The organism is Xanthomonas sp. LF02-5, assembly GCF_034105325.1.
Classification (GTDB): domain Bacteria; phylum Pseudomonadota; class Gammaproteobacteria; order Xanthomonadales; family Xanthomonadaceae; genus Xanthomonas_A; species Xanthomonas_A sontii.
Genome location: NZ_JAXGGF010000001.1, coordinates 919,224 through 938,953 on the forward strand (window position 1 = coordinate 919,224; position 19,730 = coordinate 938,953).

Sequence of the window (19,730 nt, forward strand, 5' to 3'; positions counted from 1 at the left end):
GCGGCTTCGGCGTGCGAAACGGACAGGCCGTCATCGGGACGGCCTGTCCTAGGCGCAGGTGCGGGAGTACGGCCCTCCCGGACCTTGGCTTACGGGCTCAGATACTGCTGGATCGACGAATACACGTCGGCGAAGCGCGAGTAGTAGTCGGGATCGCTCGGTGCGCTGCAGTACGAGGTGCCGCCATATAGGCCGCCGCGCAATTGGTAGGCGCCGCTGCTGTTGACGGTGAACAGGCCGGAGCCGGACGAGCCGCCTTCGGTGACGCCGGTGCTCCACTGCACGCGATACAGCGGCGACTTGCCGTCGATGGAGCTGGACAGCGCGGTGACCTTGCCCAGCGAGTACTTCTTGACGTCGCCGGCCGGGTGGTGGATGCCCTCGATCGCGGTGCCGGTCGAGCCGATCGCCGAACTGCTCCAGCCCGCGTAGAACGCGCCGCTCGGCGGAGCGCTCTTGAGCTCGAGCAGCGTGGTGTCGCGAGTGGTGTTGGTATAGCGCAGGTAGGCGCCGCCGCCGAGGGTGGTGTAGTTGGAATTGACCGTGGAGCCGCCGCAGGTGGTGGCGTCGTAGAACCAGTAGGTCTGCAGCGTGTTGGCCACGGTCTGGGTGCTGATGCAGTGCGCCGCGCTCCAGAACATCGCTTTCTTCGGCGAATTGCTGTTGTTGAGCAGGGTGCCGGTGCACAGGTAGGTGCTGCCGCCGCTGGTGAAGGTCATGCGCGCCACCGACTTGGCCGCCGAGGTGAAGCCGGAGGTCGGGTTGGCGCGGCAGACGATGTCGCGCTCGCACGAATCGCTCTCGCCGATCATCGGCCGCATCATCGTCTCGCTGGCCACCGGGCTGATGTCCAGGTGCGAGAGCTGCGGGATCTTCAGCGCGAAGCCTTGCGGGTACTGGCCCGCCGGCAGCTCGATCTCCACCACCATGCGCGCGCCGGCGATCACTGCCGACCAGCCGGGCTGGCTACCGGCGAACTCGGCGCCGCTCTGCTGGAACACGCGGCCGTCGTCGCCGGCGAAGCGCAGCGTCGCCTTGCGCGGATCGCCGGGCTGGGCGCCGCTGCCGCTGAGCTGCAGCGCTGCGCGCAGCGCCTGCGCATTGGTCGAGGCGATTTCGAAACTGGTGACCTGGGCGCCGTTGGGCAGCGTCTGCCAGCGCAGGCGACGCAGGTTGATGTCGGGCTTGGCGACGTCGCGGGAAAAGCCGATCTGCAGCGGCTGGCCGTGCTTGACCTGTTGCCCGCGTGCCTGCTTCATCGCCGCGGCCTTGCTGCTGTCGGGCGCGGCAAGTTCGATCAGGCGCGGGGCGTGCGCGCTGCCCGGGGGAAGGCTGCGCAGTTCTGCGCCACCGAGCGCGGCGGCATCCGGGCGGGCTTCGACCGGGGCGGAATCCATTTCGGCTGCTGGGGGAGTGGCAGCCATGGCGGCGGGGGACATGCCGGCAATGCCGGCGAGCAACGCCAGGTACAACGCATGCTTGCGATTCATCGATCTTCCTTTTGCGAAGAGGGACGAGACCATCCGGCAGGGGACCGGATGCCATTGCACCCAAGTTCAGGGTGCCTGCCGAGGCTACGGACGACGCCAGAGCGATTGCGTGTCAGGCGTCACGCTCGGAGGGCCGGTTTCGTAGACAGCTGCTCACATTGCGTGTGATGGCGCGAAAGAAGCGCACGGCGCTGCGATGCCGCAGCGGTGCCGTTGCCTGCGCGCTGCAATGCGGATACGAGCCTGTCGATTGGGAAGGGCAGGATGGGTAGCGCTATCTGGAGCGGCCTGATCGACACGTCGACACGGACGTCGGCCAGTCCCCCCGCACACGCTCACCAGCGGCTCAGGCCGCCCCGCCGAACCGCATGAAGCAAGCGCGGACGCTCCCGCCGAGCACGGTCCTGACCGGTTGCCACCTTTCTGCAATCTTTCCGACAAATTTCAGTAGATTCAATCACTTGAATCGGCATCTGGCGTGCTGCGACGCAGCTTGCATCGATTCAAATTCGGCCTATAACGCTGGCGTCGCATATATGAACTTTTCGTTCTTGTATGCACCGCCTTGCGGACGGCCCGCGCGAGGCCCGGGGGGCTAGGGCGGGCTCGGCACATCTCCAACATCGATCGCTCCTGTGGGGGGAGACCAGTGAACAGAATCGCTTTCCGGCGTGGACTCATCGCCAGTTCCGTTGCGCTCGCCCTGTGGGCGCCCTCTGTCATGGCGCAATCCGCGCCCGATGACGCGGCCCCGCCCAATGGCGCCGGCAAGGCCGACAAGCCGGTCGAACTCAAGGCGGTGACGGTCACCGGATCGCTGATCCCGCGCGTGGAGGTCGAAGGCCCTGCGCCGGTGGTCACCATCACCGGCGAAGAGATCAAGAAGCAGGGCTACACCACGCTGTGGGAATTCCTCGACTCGCTGCCGCAGGTGGGCCAGCAGGTGTCCGACCCGGCCTCCTGGGGCTCCAGTTCGGTCAATGCGCGCTCGGTGAACCTGCGCGGGCTCGGCCCCGGTTTCAGCCTGCTGATGATCGACGGCCATCGCGTGGTCGATTACCCGCAGCCGCTCAACAAGCAGAGCAACTTCCAGAACTTCAACAACCTCCCCACCGGGATGATCGATCACATCGAAGTGCTCGCCTCCGGCGCGTCGTCGATCTACGGCTCGGACGCGGTCGCCGGCGTGGTGAACGTGATCCTGAAGAAGGACTACCAGGGCAACCAGTTGCAGGTCACTGCGGGCGGCGCGACGCGTGGCGGCCGCCGATACGGCGACATCAACTACGTCGGTGGCCGCGCGGGCGACAACTGGCACGTGACCTACAATTTGGAGCACTCCAACCGCAGCGCGCTGTGGGGCATGGACAGGTCCTACCAGGATTCCGTGGCCGACGCGGGCTACGGCGCCTGGGGTCCGGCCTCGCGCATGTTCGGCTACCAGTACGATGCCGCCGGCGCAATCGCCCTGTCGGCCACCGATGCCAACGGCCACTACATCACGCCGCCCGCCGGCACCTGCGACAAGTTCACCAACTCGCGCCTGACCCAATCGCACTCGGTGACCACCAACGGCACCCAGGTCACCGGCGTCACAGACAACGGCTTCTACTGCGCGCAGCCGGCGCTGTTCCAGAACTGGGTGCTGACCCCGGGCAGCATCAGCAACAGCGGCTATCTGGCGGGCGAGTACGACTTCCAGAACGGTCTGCAGTTCTACGGCTCGGCCGCGCTGTACCAGACCGTGGGCATCTCCAACACGCAGCTCAACGTGTTCAGCGCCGGCCCGTTCTACGACCAGACCACCGGGCAGACGGTCAACCAGGTGATCCGCCAGCTGACTCAGAAAGAGATCGGCGTCAGCGCCAACACCTACGATCGCGAGCGCAACTGGAACCTGCAGGCCGGCCTGCGCGGCACCGTGTTCGACGGCCGTTTCAACTGGGACCTCAACCTCAACACGCAGAAGTACATCGTCCGCGAGGAGTTCACCGGCTACAACGCGCAGGCCACCAACACCTTCTTCCTCGGCCAGCAGCAGGGCACCACCGCCGACGGCCTGCCGATCTACGCCTTCAACTGGCAGCAGTTCTGGAACCCGATCACCCCGCAGCAGTACGACCAGTTCGCGGTGACCGGCGTCAACACCGCGTCGTCCTGGCTCGACCAGGCGCAACTGCGCGTCAACGGCGACCTGTTCAAGCTGCCCTGGGCCGACCGGTCGGTGGGCTGGGCCGCGGTGCTCGAAGCCGCACACAACGGCTTCAAGCTGTCGCCCGACCCGCGTGCGGCCGATCCGTCCACGTTCCAGAACCCGTTCGGCGCCTACCTCACCGGTGCCGGCACCCGGCAGCGTTTCTCGCTGGGCACGGAGTTCCGCGTGCCGGTGCTGGAGTCGGTGACCTGGACGCTGTCCGGCCGCCTGGACAAGTACAACGACGCCAGCCGTGCCGACATCGCCCGTACCTGGGGCTCGGGCCTGGAGTGGCGTCCGTACGACGGTCTGCTGCTGCGCGGCAGCTACGGCACCAACTTCAAGGCGCCGGACATGCAGGCCATCTACCTGACCGGTTCGACCTCGCCGGTGGGCTTCTACGCCGACCCGCTGCAGTGCGTGAACGCGATCAAGGCCGGGCAGAACAACAACACCTGGTGCAACAGCGTGCAGCGTCCCGGGTCGCAGTACTACACGCTCTACACCAACGGCAGCCGCCTGCTGCTGCCGCAGACCGGCCACTCCTGGACCTACGGCTTCGTCTGGCAGGTGCCGGGCGTGCAGGGGCTGTCGGTGTCGGCGGACTACTGGAACATGGGCGTGGACAACGCCATCCAGTACCTCGGCCAGGACACGGTGCTGGCCGACGAAGCCGGCTGCCTGACCGGGCTGAAGCCGAACGGGACGTCGGGCCTGTCGCCGTACACGGCGCACGTGGCCGGATCGGAGTACTGCCGGATGGTCACCCAGATGGTGAAGCGCGACGCCAACGGCCAGATCGTGTCCGTGCAATCTGGCCCGATCAACGAAGCCTCGCTGTACGTGGCCGGCGTCGATGCGACGCTGGACTACAAGTTCCACACCGACGGCTACGGCGACTTCCGCGCCGGCATCAACTACACCAACAACCTGTCGTACAAGCAGCGCGTGCTGGCGTCGGATCCGTTGCAGAACACCCGCTATCAGAACGTGGCCAGCCGCATGACCTGGATCGCCGACTGGACCAAGGGCCGCTGGAACGTGTCGATCTCCGGCGTGCGCAACGGCCGCATGCGCGCCCCCAACTACGCCGGCTGCGACGTGCTGCCCAACGGCATCCAGCCCGGCATGGTCACGGTGTCCAATGGCGGCAACACGATCTCCACCGGCGTCTGCCAGGTCACCCAGGACGGCAACCAGGTCACCGTGCCGGATACGACCTACCGGGGCCACGCGCCGGCCTGGATCACCTGGAACGGCTCGGTCGGCCTGCAGGTCACGCCGGACCTGCATGCGAAGCTCACCGTGTCGAACATCTTCGACAAGGTCGGTGCGATTCCGTATTACGCCGGCGGCTTCGAGTTCGTCACCACCGGGCAGACCGCGAGCGAGTACAACGGCCGGGAAATGTTCCTGACCCTGGACTACACGTTCAACTGAGCGGTCAGCTGATCGTCGGCGGGCTTCGCGGGAAGCGGAGCCCCCGGATCTTCATGGGCCTGGCGTTGCCTCGTGTCAGCTCTCGTCGCAGCGCGCGCTGTCCAAGCGTACGTGCGCCACGTGATCTCACCTGGCGCCTTGCGCTTCGCGATGCGATGCGCTCGATCGTCGTGCAACAGCCTCTCCCGCTTGCGCAGGAGAGGCATTCGCAGGAGAGGCACTACAACCGAAGAGGCGGTCCCGAGCTGCGCTCAGCGGCGCCGGTTCGACGGCACGAACTTGTACAGCTTGTTGACCCCGGTGCCGAAGTTGAAGCGGCTGTAGCCCGCACCCCAGTACACCGCACCATCGACGATCGCCGGTGCGCTGGACACCGAGCCGCCGGCATCGAAGCTCCACAGCGTGGCGCCGGTCTTGGCATCGAGCACGGTCATCGCGCCGGACATCGAGCCGGCATAGACCAGGCCCGGCGACGACGCCAGCGGGCCGCGGCCGCCGGCGCCGAACGCGGTCTGCACCGGATCGGTACCCGGCACCTTGACCTGCCAGAGGATCTTGCCGCTGGCCGCATCCAGCGCGGCCCAGGAGCCGGCGTTCCAGGTCTCGGTGTTGCCCGGCGCCAGCGTGTACGGCGTGTGCTCGTTGTTGTTGATGGCCACGTACACGCGACCGGAGAACGGATCCACCGACGAGCCCCACTCGATGCCGCCGGCGGTGCCGCCCGGGCCGACCTGGGTCGACCACACGGTCTGCCCGGTGTCGGCGTCGAAGGCCCAGTACACGCCGCTCTTCTGGCCGGCACCGACCAGCGCCTGCGGCTTGCCGTTGCGGATCGCCGTGAACAGGTTGGCGCCGCCGCCGCTGAAGTCGTAGTCCGGCCCCTGCGGGTCCTGGCACAGGCCATTGGTCGGCGCGACCAGGCACGACAGCGACCAGGCGTCGGCGCCCTGCAGGCGGCGCGTCCACACCGGCTTGCCGCTGCGCATGTCCAGCGCCAACACCGAGTCGACGTAGTTGTCCGGCGCCATGCAGGCCAGTTGCGCAGTCTTGTCGCCGTTGGCGTTCTTGACGCAGCTGGCCACCTCGGTCGGCACCGAGTAGTTGTTGCCGGTGGTGGCGTAGACGCGCTGGCGCAGCGGATCGATCGCCAGCGTGCCCCACACCGAGGCACCGGTGTAGCCCTCCGGCGTGGTGCGGAAGCTCCACAGCAGCTTGCCGGTCTTCAGGTCCAGCGCGGCGACGCTGCCGCGGAAGGAATACTTGTAGCCGGCGCTCAGGCCGCCCCAGTCGCCGGAGGACACGCCGACGTAGACGCGGTCGCCGTAGATCACCGGCGAGGCGGTGATGCGCGCCTGCGGGTTGGACTCGACCAGGGTCTTCCACAACAGCTTGCCGGTGGCCTTGTCGATCGCCAGCACCGTGCCGCTGGCCTGGTCGCCGACCAGCACGCTGTCGCGCGCGATCGCCGGGCTGTTGCGCGACAGCGAACCGGCGATGCCGGTGTAGTCGGCCAGCTTCACCTGCCACACCGCCTTGCCCAGGTCGGTGTCGATGCGATACAGCTGGCCGCCCCAGTCCGGCACGTACAGCGCCGTGCCCTGCACGGTCGGGGTGGCCGAGACGTCGCCTTGCGTGGTGAAGGTCCACGCGGTCTTCAGGCGCGCCGCGTTGAACGGGGTGATCTGCCATTCGCCGGGCGCGAAGCGGGTGTTGAGGAAGCCGCCGCCGGCGCTGTCCCAGAGGCTGTGCGTGGCGAACGGCGTACCGCCGGAGAACGTGCTGCGCCATTGTGCGCTGGCGGCGCTGGTGTTGGTCGTCGCCGCTGCGGTGCCTGCGGACTGCGCCATCGCCATTGCGCTGAACATCAAGCCGGGAATCAACGCCAGCCGCAGGCGGGAGTGGTTCTGGTGTGCATCACGCGTTTTCATGGATGTCCTTCGGGCTTGGGAGTGAGGATCCCCCCGTCACGTCCGCGGCCATCCTAGAAGTGAAAATCCTTGCGTGTCATGTACTTACGAAAAAGTTAGGGCCTTTGCAAAAGGTTGCTGCGATAGCGAAAAACGATGGCGGCGGCATCGCGCTGTCATCGTGCCGGCACGCGCGTGACGCATGTCGTCGCAGGCTGCGATGGCCGTCGCGGCCGCGTGTTGCCGCGCATCGACACGGCGCGGCAGATTGCGTCCGCGTGGCGCGTGGCGATATGCGCCATCGATCCCGTGTGCCGGATTCGCCGCGTGAGCGCGGGCTGAATTGCGGTGCAGTCGGACGTGCCGCAGTGCGCTGCGGCGACGCCGCATGGGCGGTGCGAGCGGTTGGTTACACTGTGCGATCACCGTTGTCCGCACAAGGAATGCCTCGATGAAATGCCCCTCGCTGTTGTCCCTCGCCATCGCGCTGTGCGCCACGGCCGCAGGCGCCGTGCAGGCGGCAACGCCCACGTCCACCGCGGCGCTGGAGGGCAAGGTCGATGCGCTGTACACGCGTGCGCCGGACACGCTCAAGCCCGACGAAGTGAAGGCGATGCAGCAGCGCCTGCTGGACTGGGCGCAACTGCAGCGCTATCGCGCCGACAATGCCGCGCTGCAGGCGCCGGCCGCGGACGCGCCGCGCGTGGTGTTCTACGGCGACTCCATCACCGACGCCTGGGGCCGTCGCGAAGGCACCACGTTCTTCCCCGGCAAGTCCGCTTACGTCAATCGCGGCATTTCCGGGCAGACCACCGCGCAGATGCTGGTGCGCTTCCGCCAGGACGTGATCGACCTGAAGCCGGCGGTGGTGGTGATCCTGGCCGGCACCAATGACCTGGCCGGCAATACCGGGCTGTCCACGCTGGAGATGATCGAGGACAACTTGCGCTCGATGACCGAACTGGCCCAAGCCCACCACATCAAGGTGGTGCTGGCCTCGGTGCTGCCGGTGACCGACTATCCGTGGCGGCCGGGCCTGCAGCCGGCGCAGAAGGTGCGTGCGCTCAACGCGTGGATGCAGCAGTACGCGCAGCAGCACGACGCGGTGTACCTGGACTACTACAGCAAGCTGAGCAACCGCGACGGCGGCATGGACAAGACCGTGGCCATCGATGGTGTGCACCCCAACAACGCCGGCTATGCGGTGATGGCGCCATTGGCCGAGCAGGCGATCCAGCGCGCGCTGGCAGAGCCCTGAGTCACTGCGCGCTCCTAGCCCCTCTCCACCCGGGAGAGGGGTTGGGGTGAGGGTACGACCGCCGGCAACAACGATCGGCGAGGCCGCACCCGCAATCCCTCAGAACCGCTCACCTTCCGGCAGATAACGCCACTCGCCCGGTGCCAGCTTGCCCAGCGGAATGCGGCCGATGCGCAGGCGGCGCAGGCCGGTCACTTCCAGCCCGACCTGCGCGCACATGTCGTGCAACTGGCCCGGCTGCACGTGCTTGATCGCGAAGCGCAGGCGCTGTTCGCTCTGCCAGCTGACCTTGCACGGCGGCAGCGTGCGCTGGCCATGGCGCAGGCCGTGCGCGAGCCGATGCAGGCCGTAGGGCTGCAACGTGCCGCTGACCTCCACCACGAACTCCTGCTCCAGCGTGGCCGCGTCCTCGCTCAGCCGCCGCAGTACGCGGCGGTCCTGGCTCAGCACCAGCAATCCGCTGGCCTCGGTCTCCAATGGCAGCGGCAGACTCAGGCGCAGGAAATGGCGCTTGAGCACACGCATCTCGCTGGCGTCCAGCGCGCTGCGGTTGCCGGGCGTCGCCCATGCCATCGCATCCTCGGCGCGCATCCCGGCCGGCTTGTGCAGCAGCAGCGTGACCGCCTGCGCCGGGCCGAGTTGCGCGTCGGGCGCCAGCGTCACCTGCTGGGTGGTGATCGGTGTCTGCGGTTCCTCGACCACCACCCCGTCCACGTTGACCCAGCCGCCCTCGATGTACTGCTGCGCCTCGCCGCGCGAACACGGCAGCAGGGCGGCGAGATGCTTGTCGAGACGGACGGGGCTGGACATCGGGGCTGTGGTGATCGGTGGGGGGCGCAGTGTACGGGCGCCGGGCGGCGGCCGCACGCGATGGCATCTCAGTGCTCGCCCAGTTCCAACTGGGTCAGGTACAGACGCAGGTCGAACTCCAACTGGTGGTAGTCCGGCGTCATGTGTGCGCACAGCTGGTAGAAGGCCTTGTTGTGCGCGCTTTCCTTCAGGTGCGCCAGTTCGTGGGCCACGATCATCGGCAGGAACGCCGCCGGCGCGTCGCGGAACACGCCGGCGATGCGGATCTCGCGGCTGGCCTTGAGCTTGCCGCCCTGCACCCGCGACACCGTGGTGTGGGTGCCCAGCGCATGCTTCACCGCCTGCAGGCGGTTGTCGTAGATCACCTTGTGCAGCGGCTCGGCGCTGCGCATGCAACGGTCCTTCAGCGCCTGCGTGTAGTCGTACAACTGGCGATCGGTGCGCACCGTGTTGGCCTCGGGGTAGCGGCGGCGCAGCCAGTCGCCCAGGCGCTGGCGCGCGATCAGTTCGCGCACCTGGTCCAGGACCTGGGGTGGGTAGCCGACGAGGTAGCGCAGGGTGTCCATCCCGCCACCTTAGCCTGCCGCGCGCGGCGGGGCATCCGCCGTGGGCGGCCTTCGCGGGCGGGCACCGGCGCTGCGGGTATCATGCGGCTCCCGAATCCGAGTCCGTGGACGCTTCCGATGCGCAATCCCCTGCAGGAGCAACTGCTCAAGGCCGGCCTGGTGAAGAAGAGCCAGGTGGCGCAGGTCGCGCGCGAGCAGGCCAAGGCGCGGCAGGGCAAGACCCCGCCGCCGCCCAGTGCCGAGCAGCTGGAGAGCGAGCGGTTGCGGCAGGAGCGGGTGGAGCGCGATCGTGCGCTGTCTGCCGAGCGCAATGCGCAGGCGCGTGCGCAGGAGCAGCGCGCGCAGGCACGGCAACTGGTCGAAAGCCACAAGCTCAAGGCCGACGGCGAGATCGACTACCACTTCACCGATGCCGGCAAGATCCAGCGGCTGCGGGTGGATGCGGCGTTGCGCGCGCAGCTGATCGCCGGCAGCGTGGCGATCGCGCGGCTGGATGCCGGCTATGTGCCGGTGCCGCGCGCCGTCGTGGAGAAGATCGTCGCGCGCGATCCGGCGACCATCGTGTTCGATGCGCTTGCGGCAACGCCGGCCAGCGGCGAGGACGATCCGTACTACAGCCAGTTCAAGGTCCCGGACGACCTGATCTGGTGAGGCGGGACGCCGGGCGGCGCTGCATGAACGTCTCGGCGAGGTGAAGCCGGCGTGCATTGCATTCGCCGGTGCCGGCCGCATCATCCAGGCAAGGCAAGAGTGCGGAGACGACCATGGCCACTGGGTGGGCAGGCGACGGCGCGGTGCAGGACCAGATCGATGCGACCGTCGAGGATGCGATCAAGCGGGCGCGCAGCCAACTTCCGCAGGGGCCGGGGCTGAGCCACTGCGAGGACTGCGACGCGCCGATTCCCGAGGCGCGGCGCAAGGCCGTGCCGGGTGTGCGCCTGTGCGTGGCCTGCCAGGACGCGCAGGACCGCGCGCAGCACGAGCACAGCGGTTACAACCGCCGCGGCAGCAAGGATAGCCAGCTGCGTTGATGCTCAGCCGGCGCGGTCGGGTCAAGGCTTGGGCTGCGCGTGCAGCGCGATGTTGAGCTGATCGACCACGATCGCCCAGTCGGCGTCTTCCAGGCGCTCCTCGCGCAGCAGTTGTGCCTGCGCGGGTGTCCAGAACGGGGCTTCTTCCAGGCGCATGTCATCGGGCAGCGGCGCATGCTGGGCGATGAACTGGCGAATCTCGCCTTCGCTGTTGGGCAGGCCAAGTTGGGCGAAGAGGTCGGCGAACGGATGAATGACGGGTTCCATGCAGTACCTGGTCGGGAAAGGGGAGATCGCCGCGCTAGGTGGCTGGCATCGACCATAGCGGCTTCGTCATGTGCGTGGCGTCAGCGTCGGCCTCGGTGGCGTGCGGCGCTCAGCCCAGCCCGGATGGAACCGGATGGCCGCGCCAGCGGCGCGTGCTGCGCTGGAAGAACAGGCTGTTGGGGATCTGCAGCACGCTCTCGCCGTCGCCGTCGCGTTCCTCGCGCAGCGTGGTGTAGATCAGGTTGATGTCGATCACCTGGCCCTTCAGTCCCGGCTTTTCGCCGTTCTCCAGCAATTCGATGTGGTCGTGCAGGCGGAACGGGCGCGTGGTGAAGATCAACAGCGTACAGAAGATGTTGGACAGCACGCTCCAGGCGGCGAAGAACGCCACCGCCGCGACCGCGGCGAAGCCGGTGAAGGCGGTCCACAGCACGGTGCCGGAGACGCCGAAGCGGTCCAGGATCAGCAGCAGCGCCGCCGCGTAGATCACGAAGCCGCTGCCGCGGCGCGCCATCATCACCAGTTCCGGCGGCAGTGCGTAGTGCTCGCCCAGGCGCCGGATCAACCGTCGCAGCAAGGTCCGCAGCAACCAGGCGCCGAGCACGATCAGCACGATCTGCGCGCCGGGCACGATCACGTCGAGCCAGCGGTGCGTCCACGGCGGCAGCAGGGTATGGAGCGAGGGCATTGCACTTCGGAACACGCAGGGGAGGCGCGATGGTCGCAAGCGTGGCCGCCGCGGGCAAGTCGTGCTGGCGTGCGCTGCGGCGGTGGGCGGCTCAGCCGGCGCGTTCCAGCGCCTCCCACTGCGCCTCGGTGACGTCCGGCAAGGCTTCCAGCGCCGGCTTGGCGAACAGATAGCCCTGGTAGAGGTCGATGCCCAGCGCGCGCAGTGCACGGTACTCGGCAGGCGTCTCCACGCCCTCGGCGAGGATGCGGCAGCCCAGCGGCGCGGCCATCGCGACGATGCCGCCGACGATGTGGCGGCGCGCGGCGCTGCCGTCGATGCCGCGGATCAGCGCCATGTCCAGCTTGATCAGGTGCGGCTGGAAATCGGCGAGCAGGTTGAGGCCGGAGTGGCCGGCGCCGAAGTCGTCGATCGCGGTGAGGAAGCCGCGCTGCGCGTAGTCGCGCAGGATGCGCACGACCTTGGGCAGGTCGGCGATGCGTTCGGACTCGCTCAACTCGAAGATCAGGTCGCCGGTGGGCACGCCGAAGTGCTCGGCCGCCCTCAGGGTCAGGCGGATGCAGGTCGCCGGTTCGTACACCGCATTGGGAATGAAGTTGATCGACAGGCGCGTGCGCAGGCCCAGCTGCGCGGCGGTGGCGATCGCCTGCACCCGGCAGGTCTGGTCGAAGCGGTACATCTGCTGCGGGCGCACCCGCGCCAGCACCGCCGCCGCGCCGCTGCCGTCCTCGCCGCGCACCAGCGCCTCGTAGGCGTAGATGGAGCGGGTGGCGGCATCGACGATCGGCTGGAACGCCATGCGCACGGCGAAATCCAGCGGCTCGCCATCGCGACAGTTGCCGCAGGCGGGCTGGCCGAGTTCGGCGGACAGGGAGCGCAGGAGCATGCCGAAACGAGACCGTGGAAGAGATCGCAGTATGCGCTTCTGGCGTGAAGACGGTGCCGTGCTTGCGCACCGGCGCCGGCACTCCGAGGGCGCCGTGTTGGCCTGGCCGTGTGGTCGTCGGCGCCAACCGGAGGCGCCGTCGTCGCGTCCCAGGCGCCGCGTCCTCGCGCGGCGTGGACCGGCGTCCATGTCCGGCCGTGTCCCGCCGCAGGTGCGCGCGATGACGGCGGGATGCGCGGGCGCTAGCCCGCGTCGGCGACGTCGACCTTCTTCAGCACGCGGGTGGTGCCGAGCACCTCGACGCGGCCGCCGGCCTGGTGGAACGCGGCCAGGTCGGCCTCGATGCGCTCGCGGCTGAGGCCCTTTTGCGCCTTGTCCGCGGCGCTGGCGCCGCGTGTGTTCCTGGCGCTGGGCGAAGCGGTGGTGCTGGTCGGTCGTGCCATGCTGGAACTCCTGCAGTCAGTACATCGTCAGGGGAATGCCACGGGTCAGTTGCTCGTGGTGGGTACGGCGGATCTCGCGGCAGTACGGGCCGGCCATCGCGAACTTGCGGCAGACCGCCGGGCGCTGCGCGTAGATGGAGCAACACATGCGCGCGCCGTCCACCGCCACGCACCAGCCGTCCTCGTCGCGCGCCATCACGTGCAGACCCTCGCGGGTGTACTCGGTGAGATGCTCGGGGACGTGGTCGTCCGGCATCACCAGGACGGTCAGGCGGCAGCAGATAGCGTCGCAGCGGTCGCAGGCGATGTCAGCGTCGGTCGCGTCCCGCGCGCTCTCGCTCATGCGTCGCCGCCCCGATCCGGACCTGTCGGCCAGGAAGGTGGCTGAAGCGGCGACGCCAGACGCTCGATCGGGAGCGTGGCAAGGGCGGGGGACATGGCGCTCCGAAGGATCCGGCCCGTAAAGGGACGGAGGTTGGCGCGAGAAGGAAGCGAGTCGGGCGACAGGAACGGCCGGACGAGACGCGCGTAGCGACGTGACGCTGAAGCGTGCCGCCATGCTACGCCAGTCGTGCGCCCGCTGCATGAACAATGCGGGCCGCAGGCGGCGCGCCGGCCGCGAGCGGCCGGTCGGGGAGGGGCCGCCGACGCTTGTGCTGCGTCAGTCCTGCGCGGCGGCCAGCGCCAGGCCCTGCACCACGCCGAACGAGGGGTCGCCGTGGACCAGGCGCGCTTGCGGGAACGCGGCGGCGACCAGGCGCTGCAGGTAGCCGGCGCGCGACATGCCGCCGGTCAGGAACACCGCGGCCGGGTCGCCGCCGATGTCCTGGCGCACCTGCGCCAGCAACTCCTGCAGGGCCTCCAGATAGCTGCGTGCGGCCTGCACCAGTTCCTCGGCCTGCACCTGCACCTGCAAGCCGGCTTCGATGTAGTCCAGGATCTCGGCGTGGTGCTCGGCGTCGCTGAGGCGGATCTTGCTGCGCTCCACCGCGCGGTACAGGCGTGCGGTGTTGCCGGGCTCCTGCAGCGCCTGCAGGCGCGCCTCGTACGGTGCGGGGACGGCGTCGTAGCGATGCTGGCGGAAATCGCGCTGGCGGGTGGTGTCCTGCACCATCGCCGCCTCGACGTAGTGGTGCGAGGGCACGCGGGTGAGGCCGCGGCCGAACTGCGGCATGAACCCGGCCAGGCTCAGCGCCAGGTCGATGTCGGTGCCGCCGCGCGGGATGCCCCAGGCGCGGTGCACCTGCGGCGCGGCGTCGCCGCCGACGCTGGCGTGGGCGATGTCGGTGGTGCCGCCGCCGATGTCCACCACCACCGCGGCGTGGCGCTCGCGGCTGACCGCGTGGTAATGCATCGCCGCGGCGGCCGGTTCCTCCAGGAAGGCGACGTCGTCGAAGCCGGCGGTGATCGCGGCGCTGTGCAGGATCTCCAGCGCCTGCGCGTTGCCGGCCTCGCCGATCGAACTGCGGAACTGCACCGGGCGCCCGAGCAGGGCGCGGCGCACCTGCACGCCCAGTTGCTGCGAGGCGGTCAGGCGGATGTGTTCGAGAATGTGCGCGGCGATACCGGTGATGGTCTGGCGCGCGCGCGGGTGCAGGTTGTAGCCCAGCATGGACTTGGGGCTCTGCACCAGGTTGCCTTCGCCTTCGACGAAATACGCGTCCAGCGCGTCGTCGCCGTACACCGCGTTCTGCAGCAGCGCCGCGGAACTGCGCGGCTCGCGCATCTGCGTTTCCATCCACTGCCGGCGCACCACCCGGATCGCATCGCGGCGCAGCGCCTCGGGGCTGCGCTCGCGCCCGGCGGCGAGCGCGTCGCGGCGGCCGGATTCGATCAGCTCGTCCACCTGCCGTTCCAGCGCCGGGGTCAGGTCGAACTCGGCCGGGTCGCGCATCACCTCGGGGAAGTACACCGTGGTGCGGAACTGCTGCTGCGCGCCGAACTCGATCGGCACCACGCGGCCGTCGATCACCGCGGCGGCGGCGGAATTGCTGGTGCCGAAGTCGATACCGAGGCGCATGACGGTGCCGGGGGCGGGAGGGGCCGCGCACTGTGGGGCAAGCCGTCGCGCGACGCAAGCGCGGCCGCAAACGCACGAGGCCCGCATCGGCGGGCCTCGTCGGGGACGCGAAACCGGGTCGCTTACAGCGCGGCGCCGGCGTGGCCCTGGTTCTTTTCCTGCTCGGTGGCCTCGCGCACGCCGGCCACTTCCACGGCGAAGTGCAGCACCTGCCCGGCCAGCGGGTGGTTGCCGTCGATGGTCACCAGTTCTTCGCCGACCTCGGTGACCGTGACCAGCAGCGGGCCCTGGTCGGTCTGCGCCTGGAACTGCATGCCCGGCGCCAGCGACCCGGCATCCGGGAACGAACCGCGCGGCACCTGCTGCACCAGTTGCTCGTGGCGCGGGCCGTAGCCCTCGGCCGGGATCACGTCGGCGGTGACCGACTCGCCGGTGCGCTTGCCGGTCAGCGCCTTCTCCAGGCCCGGCACGATGTTGCCGGCGCCGTGCAGGTAGCTCAGCGGATTGTCCGGCGAGGACTGGTCGATCACTTCACCGGCATCGTCGGTGAGGGTGTAGTGGATGGTGGCGACAAGCCCGTTGGCGATCTCCATGGGAAACCTCGTTCAGTGAGTAAGGGGGATACGCCGGCACAGTCACAGCGCGATGAGAGGGGGTGCTACCCGGCTACCCTAACGAAAAGCGGCGCAGGGCCGCAAGTCGCGTCGGGGCGCCGCCATTCAGGCCGGCGGCGGCCGGCGCAGCGCGGTGCGCCGGGCCAGCCAGGTCTCCGGGGTCTGCGGCTTGACGAACAGCGCCTGGAGTTCCGGATGCTCGGCGCGCGCGGCGGCCTCGATCCGCTCGATGCACGCTTCGATCTGCGCGGTGCTGCGCTGGTCCTCGAACTCGGCGCTGAGCGCGGCCACCACCTGGTACGGCCCCATCTGCACGCTGAGTACGCCGTTGACCGCGCGCACGTCCGGATCGGCCGCGGCAATGCGCCGCAGCGCGTCGCCGAGCGGACGCGCCGCCGGCTCGCCGATCAGCAAGCCCTTGGTCTCGCGTGCCAGCACGAACGCCGAGCAGGCCAGCACCGCGGCGATGCCGACGGAGGCGACGCCATCCAGTGCCGGCATGTCCAGCCATTGCGCGGCGAGCAGCCCGGCCAGCGCGATCAACAGGCCGATCAACGCTGCGCTGTCTTCCACCAGCACGGTGAACAGGCTCGGGTCCTTGCTCTCGCGGAACGCCTGTACGTAGCTCAGGCGGCCCTTGCGCGCGCGGAACTCGCGCAGCGAGACCCACCACGAGCCGCCCTCGAACAACAGCGACAGCCCCAGCACGATGTAGTTGAGGGTGTGGTCGCTGGCCGGCTGCGGATCGCGGATATGGGCGATGCCCTCGTACAGCGACACTCCGGCGCCGAGCGCGAACACCAGGAGGGCGACGATGAAGCTCCAGAAGTACAGTTCGCGCCCGTGGCCGAACGGATGGGTGGCATCGGCCGGGCGCGCGGCGCGGCGCAGGCCGTACAGCAGCAACAGCTCGTTGACCGTGTCCACCAGCGAATGCACGCCTTCGCTGAGCATCGCCGAACTGCCGGAGAGCCCGGCGGCGACGAACTTGGCGATGGCGATGGCCAGATTGCCGGCGAGCGCGGCGTAGATCGCGAGGCGGGACCCGGACGAAGCGGACATGAGATTCCTGCGGCTGGCGCGGCCGCACGGCGGCACGGGGCGGGCGGCTACAATAGGCGGCTCGCCGTCGTCGCCGTATCAAGGATTCCCATGCCCGCCGCACCCGCCTGTCCGCAATGCACCCTGGAAAACACCTATGTCGACGGCGCCAACTGGGTGTGCGCGGACTGCGGCCACGAGTGGCCGGTCGCGGCCGACGCCGCCAACGACGCGGCGACGGTGGTGCGCGACAGCAACGGCAACGTGCTGCAGGCCGGCGACACGGTGGTGGTGATCAAGGACCTGAAGGTCAAGGGCTCGTCGATCCCGCTCAAGCAGGGCACGGTGATCCGCGGCATCCGCCTGGTCGAAGACGATGCCGAACACATCGAAGGCAACTCGGACAAGATCAAGGGCCTGGTGCTGAAGACCTGCTTCCTGCGCAAGGCCTGAGCGGGCGAGCCCCACTGCATCGCCCGCTGCGGCGGCACCGATGCAGTGCCGCCGCAGGACGCGATCAATCCAGCGTCGGGTAGTCGGTGTAGCCCTTGGCGCCGCCGCCGTACAGCGTGTCGGCGTCCACCTGGTTCAAGGGCGCGTCGCGGCGCAGTCGTTCCACCAGGTCCGGGTTGGCGATGAACGGGCGGCCGAACGCCACTGCGTCGGCGCGGCCGGAGGCCACGGTCTGTTCGGCCAGTGCCTTGTCGTAGCCGTTGTTGACCAGCCACGGACCGTGGAACTTGGCGCGCAGCGCGGCGTAGTCGAAGGCGATGTTGTCGCGCGGGCCGCCGGTGGCACCTTCGATCACGTGCACGAAGGCCAGGCCCAGCGGATCCAGGCGTTCCACCGCGCGCTCGAACAGCGGCTGCGGGTCGCTGTCGCGCGCATCGTTGGCCGGGGTCACCGGCGACAGGCGCACGCCGGTACGGTCGGCGCCGATCTCCTGCGCCACCGCCTCCACCACTTCGAACAGCAGGCGGGTGCGGTTCTCGATGCTGCCGCCGTAGACGTCGTCGCGGTGGTTGCTGCCGTCGCGCAGGAACTGGTCGATCAGGTAGCCGTTGGCGGCATGCACTTCCACGCCGTCGAAGCCGGCGGCGATGGCGTTGCGGGCGGCGCGGCGGAAGTCCTCGATCAGCGCGGGGATTTCGTCCAGGCGCAGTGCGCGCGGGGCGGAGACGTCGGTGAAGCCCTCGGCGGTGAAGGTCTTGGCATCGGCGCGCAGCGCGCTGGGTGCCACCGGCGCGGCGCCGCCCGGCAGCAGGCTGACGTGCGAGATGCGGCCGACGTGCCACAGCTGCAGCACGATCTTGCCGCCACGGCGATGCACCTCGTCGGTGACTTTCTTCCAGGCCGCGACCTGCGCGTCGCTGTAGATCCCCGGGGTGTCCTTGTAGCCCTGGCCCATCGGGCTGATCTGGGTCGCCTCGGCGATGAGCAGGCCGGCGCTGGCGCGCTGGCCGTAGTACTCGGCGGCCAGCGGCGAGGGGATGCGGCCTTCGCCTTCGGCACGGTTGCGGGTCAGGGGCGCCATCACGATGCGGTTGGCCAGTGCGATCGCGCCCAGGCGTAGCGGCGTGAACAGCGGGGAAGCGGTGTCGGTCATCGGTGGGTCTCTCGGTGGTGGGGTGGGGCGGCCGACCCTACAGCGGGACGCTGCAAGGCGGCGTGCGTACAGGACATGGGGGCGCGTGCGGCGGTTTCGCGGCGGTGCGGTGGGACAGTGCGTTGCTGCGGCGGCACCTTCGCGAGGGCATCGCCGCCCCGGGCGCCGCCAGCGGCACCACGCAACGTGGCGTTGCGCAGGTGAGGCTGCAGGACTTGCTGCGATGCACAATAATGGGCGGCCCTTTCCTTCGGGACGTGCGCATGACCTCATCCGCCACGGCGCCGCTGTCGCGGCGCGGCTACGTGCTGATCCTGTTCGCGCTGGCGATGGGCGGTTTCGCGATCGGCACCAGCGAGTTCTCCACTATGGGGCTGATGCCGTACATCGGCCGTGGTCTGGTCATCGATGCGCCGCAGGTCGGGCATCTGATCAGTGCCTATGCGCTGGGCGTGGTGGTCGGTGCGCCGCTGCTGGCGATCCTCGGCGCGCGCTGGTCGCGCCGCGATCTGCTGCTGGCGCTGATGGGCTTCTATGCGTTCGGCAATCTCGCCAGCGCGGTGGCGCCGGACTATCACAGCATGCTGCTGGCGCGCTTCGTCGCCGGCCTGCCGCATGGCGCCTATTTCGGCGTGGCGACCCTGGTGGCCGCGTCGATCGGTCCGCCCGACCAGCGTGGCGCGGCGGTCAGCCGGGTGTTGCTCGGCCTCAACCTGGCGGTGCTGGTCGGCAACCCGCTGGCGACCTGGCTCGGCCAAGTGGCGGAATGGCGCTATGCCTACGCCCTGGTCGCGGCGATCGCGGTGCTGACGGTGGTGCTGGTGTGGCGCCTGTTACCCGCCGATCCGCAGGAGGCGCGGCCCTCGCCGTTGGGCGAACTGCGCGCCTTCAACCGCACGCAGGTGTGGCTGGCGCTGGGCATCGGCGCGATCGGTTTCGCCGGCATGTTCTGCGTCTTCAGCTATCTGGCGCCGACCCTGATGGAGGTCACCGGCGTGTCCGAACACTGGATCCCGGTGGCGATGGGCGCATTCGGGCTGGGCGGCCTGCTCGGCAATCTGGCCGGCGGCTGGCTGTTCGACCGGATGCAGTTCCGCGCGGTGCCGCTGGTGTTGCTGTGGTCGCTGGCGGTGTTGCTGGTGTTCCCGCTGGCGGCCACTTCGCCGTGGGCGGTGCTGCCGGCGGTGGTCGCGGTCGGCAGCATGGGTGCGCTGGCGCCGGTGCTGCAGACCCGCCTGATGGACGTGGCCAGCGATGCGCAGACCCTGGCCGCGGCCTCCAACCATGCCGCGTTCAACCTGGCCAACGCGCTGGGGCCGTGGCTGGGCGGCATCGCGATCGGCGCCGGCCTGGGCTGGACCTCCACCGGCTATGTCGGCGCGGCGATGGCCGTGGGAGGCCTGCTGATCTACCTGTGGGCGCGCCAGGCGGCACGGCGTGGCGCCTGCGCGCATGCGGCCGGCTAGGGT

Annotated in this window: 19 protein-coding genes; 6 read left to right on the top strand and 13 right to left on the bottom strand. The window is 69.2% G+C overall.

What is annotated here, in order from left to right; translation table 11 throughout:
• Positions 1-89: 89 nt before the first annotated feature.
• Positions 90-1,490, bottom strand: coding sequence for an endoproteinase ArgC (locus SLW52_RS04110; protein ID WP_026143237.1), 1,401 nt, complete (start codon positions 1,488-1,490; stop codon positions 90-92).
• Positions 1,491-2,211: 721 nt separating this feature from the next.
• Between SLW52_RS04110 and SLW52_RS04115 the strand changes: the two genes are divergently transcribed.
• The gene (locus SLW52_RS04115; RefSeq protein WP_320739351.1) at positions 2,212-5,124 is read left to right on the top strand and encodes a TonB-dependent receptor; all 2,913 of its coding nucleotides are present in this window, start codon (positions 2,212-2,214) and stop codon (positions 5,122-5,124) included.
• A gap of 251 nt (positions 5,125-5,375) precedes the next feature.
• On the opposite strand, the gene SLW52_RS04120 is transcribed toward SLW52_RS04115, so the two are convergent.
• The gene (locus SLW52_RS04120; protein WP_295909054.1) at positions 5,376-6,977 is read right to left on the bottom strand and encodes a PQQ-binding-like beta-propeller repeat protein; all 1,602 of its coding nucleotides are present in this window, start codon (positions 6,975-6,977) and stop codon (positions 5,376-5,378) included.
• A 505-nt stretch (positions 6,978-7,482) separates the two neighbouring features.
• On the opposite strand from SLW52_RS04120, the gene SLW52_RS04125 reads away from it, so the two are divergent.
• Positions 7,483-8,289: an SGNH/GDSL hydrolase family protein gene (locus SLW52_RS04125; RefSeq protein WP_320739349.1), complete on the top strand. Its 807-nt coding sequence runs from the start codon at positions 7,483-7,485 to the stop codon at positions 8,287-8,289.
• 99 nt (positions 8,290-8,388) lie between these two features.
• On the opposite strand, the gene SLW52_RS04130 is transcribed toward SLW52_RS04125, so the two are convergent.
• Both SLW52_RS04130 and SLW52_RS04135 read right to left on the bottom strand, forming a co-directional pair.
• Positions 8,389-9,099 (bottom strand): rRNA pseudouridine synthase, encoded by a 711-nt coding sequence (locus SLW52_RS04130; protein WP_320739348.1) that lies wholly within the window; start codon positions 9,097-9,099, stop codon positions 8,389-8,391.
• A gap of 68 nt (positions 9,100-9,167) precedes the next feature.
• The gene (locus tag SLW52_RS04135) at positions 9,168-9,665 is read right to left on the bottom strand and encodes a M48 family metallopeptidase (RefSeq protein WP_017908229.1); all 498 of its coding nucleotides are present in this window, start codon (positions 9,663-9,665) and stop codon (positions 9,168-9,170) included.
• Between the two features lie 117 nt (positions 9,666-9,782).
• Between SLW52_RS04135 and SLW52_RS04140 the strand changes: the two genes are divergently transcribed.
• Positions 9,783-10,316 (top strand): DUF2058 domain-containing protein, encoded by a 534-nt coding sequence (locus tag SLW52_RS04140; protein ID WP_267096858.1) that lies wholly within the window; start codon positions 9,783-9,785, stop codon positions 10,314-10,316.
• A gap of 113 nt (positions 10,317-10,429) precedes the next feature.
• Positions 10,430-10,696, top strand: a complete 267-nt coding sequence (locus SLW52_RS04145) for a DksA/TraR family C4-type zinc finger protein (RefSeq protein ID WP_010342319.1) — start codon at positions 10,430-10,432, stop codon at positions 10,694-10,696.
• Positions 10,697-10,717: 21 nt separating this feature from the next.
• Here the strand turns inward: SLW52_RS04145 and SLW52_RS04150 are convergent, their stop codons facing one another.
• The 8 genes from SLW52_RS04150 to SLW52_RS04185 all read right to left on the bottom strand — a co-directional run bounded on the left by SLW52_RS04150 (position 10,718) and on the right by SLW52_RS04185 (position 16,676).
• Positions 10,718-10,963 carry a DUF2789 domain-containing protein gene (locus SLW52_RS04150; protein ID WP_043092701.1) on the bottom strand — a complete coding sequence of 82 codons (246 nt, stop codon included), beginning with the start codon at positions 10,961-10,963 and terminating at the stop codon, positions 10,718-10,720.
• A 109-nt stretch (positions 10,964-11,072) separates the two neighbouring features.
• Complete coding sequence (locus tag SLW52_RS04155; RefSeq protein ID WP_017908232.1) at positions 11,073-11,651, bottom strand: mechanosensitive ion channel domain-containing protein; 579 nt, start codon at positions 11,649-11,651, stop codon at positions 11,073-11,075.
• A gap of 91 nt (positions 11,652-11,742) precedes the next feature.
• Positions 11,743-12,537, bottom strand: a complete 795-nt coding sequence (locus SLW52_RS04160; protein ID WP_152180853.1) for an EAL domain-containing protein — start codon at positions 12,535-12,537, stop codon at positions 11,743-11,745.
• A gap of 242 nt (positions 12,538-12,779) precedes the next feature.
• Positions 12,780-12,980 carry a hypothetical protein gene (locus SLW52_RS04165; protein ID WP_017908234.1) on the bottom strand — a complete coding sequence of 67 codons (201 nt, stop codon included), beginning with the start codon at positions 12,978-12,980 and terminating at the stop codon, positions 12,780-12,782.
• 16 nt (positions 12,981-12,996) lie between these two features.
• On the bottom strand, positions 12,997-13,323 hold the full coding sequence (locus SLW52_RS04170; protein ID WP_017908235.1) for a YkgJ family cysteine cluster protein: 327 nt from the start codon (positions 13,321-13,323) through the stop codon (positions 12,997-12,999).
• A gap of 318 nt (positions 13,324-13,641) precedes the next feature.
• Positions 13,642-15,000, bottom strand: coding sequence for an Hsp70 family protein (locus SLW52_RS04175; protein ID WP_152180852.1), 1,359 nt, complete (start codon positions 14,998-15,000; stop codon positions 13,642-13,644).
• Between the two features lie 122 nt (positions 15,001-15,122).
• The gene (locus SLW52_RS04180) at positions 15,123-15,593 is read right to left on the bottom strand and encodes a peptidylprolyl isomerase (RefSeq protein ID WP_017908237.1); all 471 of its coding nucleotides are present in this window, start codon (positions 15,591-15,593) and stop codon (positions 15,123-15,125) included.
• A 126-nt stretch (positions 15,594-15,719) separates the two neighbouring features.
• On the bottom strand, positions 15,720-16,676 hold the full coding sequence (locus SLW52_RS04185; protein ID WP_295943699.1) for a cation diffusion facilitator family transporter: 957 nt from the start codon (positions 16,674-16,676) through the stop codon (positions 15,720-15,722).
• Positions 16,677-16,766: 90 nt separating this feature from the next.
• Here SLW52_RS04185 and SLW52_RS04190 point away from each other — a divergent pair, with 90 nt between their 5' ends.
• Positions 16,767-17,108 (top strand): zinc ribbon domain-containing protein YjdM, encoded by a 342-nt coding sequence (locus SLW52_RS04190; protein ID WP_017908239.1) that lies wholly within the window; start codon positions 16,767-16,769, stop codon positions 17,106-17,108.
• A 64-nt stretch (positions 17,109-17,172) separates the two neighbouring features.
• Here SLW52_RS04190 and SLW52_RS04195 read toward each other — a convergent pair whose 3' ends face one another.
• Entirely contained in the window at positions 17,173-18,261 is a 1,089-nt protein-coding gene (locus SLW52_RS04195; RefSeq protein WP_320739347.1) for an alkene reductase, read from the bottom strand.
• A gap of 263 nt (positions 18,262-18,524) precedes the next feature.
• Here SLW52_RS04195 and SLW52_RS04200 point away from each other — a divergent pair, with 263 nt between their 5' ends.
• Positions 18,525-19,727 (top strand): MFS transporter, encoded by a 1,203-nt coding sequence (locus SLW52_RS04200; protein WP_295911250.1) that lies wholly within the window; start codon positions 18,525-18,527, stop codon positions 19,725-19,727.
• Positions 19,728-19,730: the final 3 nt, after the last annotated feature.

Excerpts from the sequence above, each read along its gene's own strand:
- SLW52_RS04110 (WP_026143237.1), bottom strand. The coding sequence starts at position 1,490 with ATGAATCGCAAGCATGCGTTGTACCTGGCGTTGCTCGCCGGCATTGCC.
- SLW52_RS04115 (WP_320739351.1), top strand. The coding sequence starts at position 2,212 with ATGGCGCAATCCGCGCCCGATGACGCGGCCCCGCCCAATGGCGCCGGC.
- SLW52_RS04120 (WP_295909054.1), bottom strand. The coding sequence starts at position 6,977 with ATGGCGATGGCGCAGTCCGCAGGCACCGCAGCGGCGACGACCAACACC.
- SLW52_RS04125 (WP_320739349.1), top strand. The coding sequence starts at position 7,483 with ATGAAATGCCCCTCGCTGTTGTCCCTCGCCATCGCGCTGTGCGCCACG.
- SLW52_RS04130 (WP_320739348.1), bottom strand. The coding sequence starts at position 9,099 with ATGTCCAGCCCCGTCCGTCTCGACAAGCATCTCGCCGCCCTGCTGCCG.
- SLW52_RS04135 (WP_017908229.1), bottom strand. The coding sequence starts at position 9,665 with ATGGACACCCTGCGCTACCTCGTCGGCTACCCACCCCAGGTCCTGGAC.
- SLW52_RS04140 (WP_267096858.1), top strand. The coding sequence starts at position 9,783 with ATGCGCAATCCCCTGCAGGAGCAACTGCTCAAGGCCGGCCTGGTGAAG.
- SLW52_RS04145 (WP_010342319.1), top strand. The coding sequence starts at position 10,430 with ATGGCCACTGGGTGGGCAGGCGACGGCGCGGTGCAGGACCAGATCGAT.
- SLW52_RS04150 (WP_043092701.1), bottom strand. The coding sequence starts at position 10,963 with ATGGAACCCGTCATTCATCCGTTCGCCGACCTCTTCGCCCAACTTGGC.
- SLW52_RS04155 (WP_017908232.1), bottom strand. The coding sequence starts at position 11,651 with ATGCCCTCGCTCCATACCCTGCTGCCGCCGTGGACGCACCGCTGGCTC.
- SLW52_RS04160 (WP_152180853.1), bottom strand. The coding sequence starts at position 12,537 with ATGCTCCTGCGCTCCCTGTCCGCCGAACTCGGCCAGCCCGCCTGCGGC.
- SLW52_RS04165 (WP_017908234.1), bottom strand. The coding sequence starts at position 12,980 with ATGGCACGACCGACCAGCACCACCGCTTCGCCCAGCGCCAGGAACACA.
- SLW52_RS04170 (WP_017908235.1), bottom strand. The coding sequence starts at position 13,323 with ATGAGCGAGAGCGCGCGGGACGCGACCGACGCTGACATCGCCTGCGAC.
- SLW52_RS04175 (WP_152180852.1), bottom strand. The coding sequence starts at position 15,000 with ATGCGCCTCGGTATCGACTTCGGCACCAGCAATTCCGCCGCCGCCGCG.
- SLW52_RS04180 (WP_017908237.1), bottom strand. The coding sequence starts at position 15,593 with ATGGAGATCGCCAACGGGCTTGTCGCCACCATCCACTACACCCTCACC.
- SLW52_RS04185 (WP_295943699.1), bottom strand. The coding sequence starts at position 16,676 with ATGTCCGCTTCGTCCGGGTCCCGCCTCGCGATCTACGCCGCGCTCGCC.
- SLW52_RS04190 (WP_017908239.1), top strand. The coding sequence starts at position 16,767 with ATGCCCGCCGCACCCGCCTGTCCGCAATGCACCCTGGAAAACACCTAT.
- SLW52_RS04195 (WP_320739347.1), bottom strand. The coding sequence starts at position 18,261 with ATGACCGACACCGCTTCCCCGCTGTTCACGCCGCTACGCCTGGGCGCG.
- SLW52_RS04200 (WP_295911250.1), top strand. The coding sequence starts at position 18,525 with ATGACCTCATCCGCCACGGCGCCGCTGTCGCGGCGCGGCTACGTGCTG.